This window comes from Mesotoga sp. (genome assembly GCF_035363035.1).
In the GTDB taxonomy this organism is placed as follows: domain Bacteria; phylum Thermotogota; class Thermotogae; order Petrotogales; family Kosmotogaceae; genus Mesotoga.
The window spans coordinates 68,819-74,951 of record NZ_DAOSEH010000004.1 but is presented as its reverse complement, the minus strand read 5'-3'; the positions used below and the strand labels follow the sequence as shown (position 1 = coordinate 74,951).

Here is a 6,133-nt window from a genome sequence, read left to right as displayed (position 1 = left end):
ATGCCGACCAGAAAGTTGTACTCTTTGAGAAACTCGCACCATTTCTCGTTCAGCAGGGTTCCGTTGGTTTGCAGGTCGTTGGCAATCTTTTTTCCCGGAGGACAGTACAATCTTTCGTACTCTATTACCTTTTTGAAGAAATCTATCCCGAGTAGCGTAGGTTCTCCGCCCTGCCAGGTGAAGACTATCTCCGAAACATTCTGAGAGTTTATGTACTCGTAGATGAACCTCTCCAGTACTTCCTCGCCGATGACCTTCCTGCTGTTGATCAATTCCTGTTTGTGGAGGTAGAAGCAGTAAGCGCAATCGAGGTTGCACAGCGCCCCGGTTGGCTTGGCCATGACATGAAAGGCCTGCACTTTGTGCTGATCATTTCTCTTGAGCGGTTCCTGTCGCATATTTTTACCTCCGGCCGATTGAACTCCGGTAGCTTCGAAGCCTTCCCGTCAACTCTGGAGATCTCAACCGCCAATCAATTGGATTCATTCCTTTAAAGTTAGATCGGGCTCAGCTTCTTTGGTACAATAATACAGGAAAAGTGTACCTAAATATGCTATCCACTACTCACCATGGCTCTTAAGAGGCTCGAAACACATAATTTGGGTTCCGGGGCATCCTCCATCGACGGAAAATGTATAATTGAAGTGTCATTGATTGAGAGGTGAGTTTAATGAGGGTTAGAAAGCAGCAATCCTTTCCGGTCTTCGGGATCATCTTCATTTCCAGCCTGGCAGTCTCTTTAGTCCTCCTGGTGTTGTTTCTGATGCTTTTGCTTAAGACCGGCAGGCTTGAGAAGACTCTTCAGGCTCTTGAAAAGAGGTACTCCGCTCTTGAACTCGAACTCGGTGCCGTGACAGGTACACAGAGGACGATGAAGATCAGTCTTTACTATTACAACGAACTTCTGGACAGGGCGATCAACGGCGATACCGCCTGCGATATAAACGCGGTTATTCCCGTTGAGAGATCCCTTCCTTATTCCCAATCACCGATAAACGATGTTATAAGGCTTTTGATAAGGGGAGAATTGACGAGGGCGGAAAGGGATCTGGGTTTTAAAACGGAGTTTCCCGGCAGGGAGCTCCAGTTTCTCGGGGCACGTCTGGAAAACGGTGTTCTATACCTGAAGTTCTCCGACCCCTCCGGCTTCACCTCGGGCGGCTCCTGCCGGATCGGCCTTCTGAAGGCGCAGATAGAGAAGACCGTGATGCAGTTCGACACGGTTAAGAGTGTCGTATATGAACCTGAGACGCTTTTTCAACCATAGAAGAGCCAGCGATGATATATAGTCTGTATTGAGGCTCTCATTTTTTTGATCAATTTGGTCTATCCGGGTTATCGGTTTTGCGTTTAGAGTGGTTTTTAAGATTGCGCTCATCGAACTGATCTCTCAGTATTGAAGCCATTTTACCCGGAGCGTCGATTCGGTGGTCCGGAAGGGGTTTTGTTTTTATCTTCGGCCTCTGATCGTACGATTAGTCGACTTATGACGTGATAGAATATTTCGGGAATGGGGAGTTGCATCTTGAAGAATTTCAGAATAAGAGACCTGGCTTTGCGGTTCAATTATGACAGCCCTTCGATCTTTAGGTCTGAGGTAAAGGCCATAGATCGGGACGAGTTTCTTTCTGCCGAGGAAAGGGAGTTTCTCCTGGCTCTGGACTTTGCCTACGCGAAGACCTTCGATGAAAAGCCAGGTCTTGTGATACAGGATTCGGACATAGATTCGCTGGCTAAAGGGCTTTATGCGCTCTCTTATTTCTACGCGCGCAACTCCGAGGATAAAATAGCCTACATGGTTTCCAGGCTGGGGGTCGATTTGATTGCCCCGAAGTGTTCGGCTGAGAACTCTATCAACTTGAGGATGCTTCATATGATGACTTCTTTCGAAATGGGCTTCGCAAAAGAGACGCTCTCTCTCTTTCACCAGCTCATAGGCCAGGAACGGTTCGTTCCCGGAACGAAGAAGTTCGAGTATTACAACAATCTGGGACTGGTTTCCACACAGCTTCAGACCGGCGACAATCCGTGGGAACTTTACGAAAAGGCCAAAGCCGAAACACGCTCGCCAGTGAGGGCTACGATCGTTCAGTTGAACATAGCCGATTATCTCTACTCTCAAAAGAGATTCAAAGAAGCGCTAAACGCTCTGGAAGAGACGATCGAAATCCCCGATTTCGACTCCGTTAACGGCTATAGATTGATGCTCAATTTGAAGATAATGCTTCAAATGAACGATCTCGCAAATGCCGGTAGAGTGGCCGAACAACTCGAGGCATTGATACACTCGAGCAGTAGCTGGACCGACATTGCGGTTTCGTATATATTTCTTGGACATTTCTTTTCGAGAGTGAAATCCATCGAAAAGGCCAGGTATTATCTAAATCTTCTCAAGTCACTGCCAGATGAGTGCGTGACCAACTATATACTGGGTGAAACACTTATTCTTGAAGCTTCGTTGCTACATAACCGCGGCGACTATTTCAAAGCCCTGGAAAACTCAGTCAGGGCCTTCGAGTCGCTGAGCGTTTACAGCACGATATCGCCACACCTGAAAGACTTCGTCAACAACCTCTTCGAGAGTCTGGTGTCCGTATTCAACCAGCTCATGTACGAACTCAGGCGGAAAGATGACTACACCGCTCTCCACACGCTCAGAGTCCTGAAGCTCTGCTATGGTTTTGGAAAGAGTCTCTCTCTGGAAAAGATGGATCTTTTTAACCTCTCGATAGGTGCGATGCTTCACGACTACGGAAAGGTCGATATCCCGTTCGAGATTCTCAATAAGCCTTCTCTGCTCACAGATGAAGAGTATTCGATAATCAAGTGTCATACGATCTACGGTGACAAATATCTGGGCGACCTCCGTTTCCCTGGTACCGTGAGAGATATAGTCAAGCATCACCACGAGAGAATCGACGGGAACGGCTATCCCGACAACCTTATGGGAGACGAGATCCACTACCTCGTTCAGATAGTTGCGATAGCCGATGTTTACGACGCTTTGACCACTGACCGCCCTTACAGAAAAGCACTCTCACGGGAGACGACTCTGTCCTACCTCAAAGAAAAAGGAGGCCAGATAATCGAAATCGGTCTCCTGAGGAAATTCATCGCATATGTGAGAATGAACGAAATCATCGTAAAGCATGAGGAGCTAGAAAATATATGGAACACAATAATATCCGAATTTTTCAGAGTGACTGACATCAACGAAACGGCCGATATGCAAGGTCAGTGAGAAGGCAGATGTTCCGTAAAGAACCTGCCGTCGGCCGGTTCTTATCAAGCACCCTCGGGAATCTTCCAGAAACCGGGGCCGCCATCGGCAGTTATCGCGTCTTCGGGAATTTTCCAGAAACCTGGGCCTGCAAAAGCTACCGTGCCGAACGCTACTATACCTATGAGAAGAATTGCTATCATTTTTTTCATCACTTAGACCTCCCTTAATCCCTTCTAATAGTCACTGATTGAAACATCGATGATTGAATGCCCTGTCGAATCAAGCGCCCTCTGGAATCTTCCAGAAACCGGGGCCACCATCGGCAGTTATCGCATCTTCGGGGATCTTCCAGAAACCTGGACCCGCAAAAGCTACCGTTCCGAACGCTACCATACCTATGAGAAGAATCGCTATCAACTTTTTCACTTCAAACACCTCCGATTTTAGTAGTTTCAAAACACCAGGAACTGCTCCTGCCTTTGAAGGTAGCTAATGCGGTTCTTCTTCTTCGGGAATCTTCCACATAAAAACGCCTCCTTGTCAGTTGTTTGAGTAATATTTCACTACGGTAATATCGAATAATTTTGAAATAATCTTTGGAATTGCCAATAAAAACCTGCTATAGAACTAATCGCTTGAGATAACCTATCGCCGTGCTCTTCACTATATATTTGGATATCAAGTACATTTTAGATGTTATCGTAAGATAATTCAAAGATTAGCAAGAAAGAGATTTCAATTGATAATCGGTATTAAATAGCTTTGAATGTCCATAATCGTCATACATCGACTATGGAGAATCACATTAATCAATAGAGTATCTAATTCGATTTAATCTATTGAATTATATTATACTTATCGATGGCCGTGGTCGATTCACGCGTGTTTTCGAAAAAAAACAATCGTTGAATTGATTCGAACACTATCATCTAACTATTCAATCCAGTTTGAATTGTTCAAAACTACGGAAAGGCATTATGTAAAAAATAGGAGTCGATGTACCTTGATTCCAGATTCTATCCGGCAATAAGTCTCCAGAAGATACCGGCCACTCCTGTGCCCAGAACTATCCAGATCACGGAGGGTTTGTAGCGGTAAAGCACATAGAATGCGATCAGCCCGATCACCACGGTGAAGAGGTTGTTGATCGATTCGATCCCTATGCGGAAAGTGGCCGCCAGTATGAGCGAAACGATCGAAACCCTCAGGGCGTTGAAGACCTGGGCCGTATCTATCCAGCGAGAGAGTATTTTGAGAAGTTTTAAAATCAAGAAGATCCAGAAAACACTCGGAAGCACGACACCAATCGTCGAGATTATCGAACCGCCCAGCCCGGCTATTCTGTAGCCTATGAAGGTGGCCGAGTTAATCGCTATCGGTCCGGGGGTCATCTGCGAGATAGAGATCAAGTCGAGAAACTCCGGTAACTCCAGCCATTTATTCACATTGACTATCTGATCCTGAATAAGGCTCAGGGCGCCATAACCTCCGCCAAAAGCGAGGAATCCGATCTGGAAAAAGGCCCAGAAGAGTTCTAGAAAGATCATCTTTTGCGCCCCCTGTCGATGAAATACACACAGACCGAGCTTATGAGCAGTATCCAGATCGAGGAGAAGTTCAGCAGAACTATGGCTGCCGTACCGGCTGCGATTATCGCGAGGATCAGATATTTCCTGACATTTTTCTTTATAAGTTGTAGAGATAAATTCGCGAGAATAACCGTTACGCCGACTCTGGCTCCCATGAAAAACCCTTCGAAGACCGGCAGGTCGGCGAAATCGGCGAAAAAGCTGGCGATAACCAGTATTATAAGGAAGGGAGGCAATATGGAACCCAGAACGGCCAGTACGGCTCCCCACAGACCCGCGAGTTTTGTGCCGAGGATCATGGCCGTGTTGACGGCTATCACTCCGGGCACTGTCTGGGCCGTCACGATCACGTCCATGAACTCGTCTTCACCGAGGAGTTTGTACTTATCTACGATGAACTCCTTGATCACCGGGACCATGGCGTAGCCGCCGCCTATGGTGAAGGAGCTGACTTTCACAAATATCATAAACAGCTTGAATAAACTCATACAAGTGTCAACCCTCATAATTTTAGTCGTGTCTGTCTGCCACATTAATGTATAAATCGCACCTGGACTCAAGCGCTCCCTAGCCTTTAAATGCACGGCCAATCAAAGATATTTTACAACCTTGCGCTTTTTCTTGCAGTCTTATACACTAAAACAACATCAGAGAGTATGCCGGAGCATGTTAAACTTGTCTTTAAAGGAGGTGAGATAAATGGAGAACAGAATAAAGTGGGGCGCCAGGGCTGTCTCCTCCGACGGAAAGGACCTTGGAAAGGTTATCCGGGTTGTGGTACACCCAAAGAACAACGAAGTGACTCACATCGTTATCGAGAAAGGGATATTCAATAGATTGGCCAAATTGATCCCGATAGCCACCGTTTTCTTCGCGGCACCCGACGAAGTGCGTTTGAAGATCGACTCCAAAAACGTTGAATCCCTTCAGGATTATGAAGAGACATTCTTCGTAACTGGCGAAGAGATCGAGAATCTGGAAAGTGGAGTTACCCCTGTTTACTGGCTCAGACCGGTCGGAGATTACGCCGAACTGTATCCCCTTCCTCCCCTCAACACATCGATAAACGTACCCAAGGACACCAAATCTTTGGAACCCGGCTGTGATATAGTCACTGTCGAAGACAAAACAATCGGACGGGTCCGCAGTTTCGTCCTGAACGACGAAGGAAAGATAACCCACGTCGTGGGCGATATCGGTGGTTTCGGTTCGAAGTCCAGAAAACTCATACCCATAGACTGGGTGGAAGAGATAGACGAAGCGAAAGTTCTGGTTTCCGCTTCAGCGATAATGATCGAAAAACTACCTGAAATGGAATGAT

Annotated in this window: 8 protein-coding genes; 3 read left to right on the top strand and 5 right to left on the bottom strand. The window is 46.6% G+C overall.

The window, feature by feature from the left end:
- A partial coding sequence (locus PKX57_RS01595; protein ID WP_472415866.1) for a radical SAM protein occupies window positions 1-398 on the bottom strand: 398 nt, incomplete at its 3' end.
- 272 nt (window positions 399-670) lie between these two features.
- Here PKX57_RS01595 and PKX57_RS01590 point away from each other — a divergent pair.
- Together PKX57_RS01590 and PKX57_RS01585 are read left to right on the top strand one after the other, a co-directional pair.
- Window positions 671-1,267, top strand: coding sequence for a GerMN domain-containing protein (locus PKX57_RS01590; protein ID WP_472415864.1), 597 nt, complete (start codon window positions 671-673; stop codon window positions 1,265-1,267).
- Between the two features lie 258 nt (window positions 1,268-1,525).
- A complete protein-coding gene (locus PKX57_RS01585) occupies window positions 1,526-3,241 on the top strand; it encodes an HD domain-containing phosphohydrolase (RefSeq protein ID WP_470745790.1) in 1,716 nt (571 codons plus the stop codon).
- 44 nt (window positions 3,242-3,285) lie between these two features.
- Here PKX57_RS01585 and PKX57_RS01580 read toward each other — a convergent pair whose 3' ends face one another.
- The 4 genes from PKX57_RS01580 to PKX57_RS01565 form a co-directional block, all read right to left on the bottom strand.
- A complete protein-coding gene (locus tag PKX57_RS01580) occupies window positions 3,286-3,432 on the bottom strand; it encodes a hypothetical protein (RefSeq protein WP_214050287.1) in 147 nt (48 codons plus the stop codon).
- 70 nt (window positions 3,433-3,502) lie between these two features.
- The gene (locus tag PKX57_RS01575) at window positions 3,503-3,649 is read right to left on the bottom strand and encodes a hypothetical protein (RefSeq protein WP_169699117.1); all 147 of its coding nucleotides are present in this window, start codon (window positions 3,647-3,649) and stop codon (window positions 3,503-3,505) included.
- A 590-nt stretch (window positions 3,650-4,239) separates the two neighbouring features.
- Window positions 4,240-4,770 (bottom strand): chromate transporter, encoded by a 531-nt coding sequence (locus tag PKX57_RS01570; protein ID WP_213920430.1) that lies wholly within the window; start codon window positions 4,768-4,770, stop codon window positions 4,240-4,242.
- Complete coding sequence (locus PKX57_RS01565) at window positions 4,767-5,279, bottom strand: chromate transporter (protein ID WP_472415862.1); 513 nt, start codon at window positions 5,277-5,279, stop codon at window positions 4,767-4,769. Before PKX57_RS01565 ends, PKX57_RS01570 begins: the two co-directional genes overlap by 4 nt.
- Window positions 5,280-5,511: 232 nt before the next feature.
- Between PKX57_RS01565 and PKX57_RS01560 the strand changes: the two genes are divergently transcribed.
- Window positions 5,512-6,132, top strand: coding sequence for a PRC-barrel domain-containing protein (locus PKX57_RS01560; protein WP_472412450.1), 621 nt, complete (start codon window positions 5,512-5,514; stop codon window positions 6,130-6,132).
- The last annotated feature ends 1 nt before the right edge of the window (window position 6,133 follow it).

What these genes read in the sequence shown, in the direction of transcription:
- PKX57_RS01590 (WP_472415864.1), top strand. Translation starts at nt 671, where the DNA reads ATGAGGGTTAGAAAGCAGCAATCCTTTCCGGTCTTCGGGATCATCTTC.
- PKX57_RS01570 (WP_213920430.1), bottom strand. Translation starts at nt 4,770, where the DNA reads ATGATCTTTCTAGAACTCTTCTGGGCCTTTTTCCAGATCGGATTCCTC.
- PKX57_RS01580 (WP_214050287.1), bottom strand. Translation starts at nt 3,432, where the DNA reads ATGAAAAAAATGATAGCAATTCTTCTCATAGGTATAGTAGCGTTCGGC.
- PKX57_RS01560 (WP_472412450.1), top strand. Translation starts at nt 5,512, where the DNA reads ATGGAGAACAGAATAAAGTGGGGCGCCAGGGCTGTCTCCTCCGACGGA.
- PKX57_RS01565 (WP_472415862.1), bottom strand. Translation starts at nt 5,279, where the DNA reads ATGATATTTGTGAAAGTCAGCTCCTTCACCATAGGCGGCGGCTACGCC.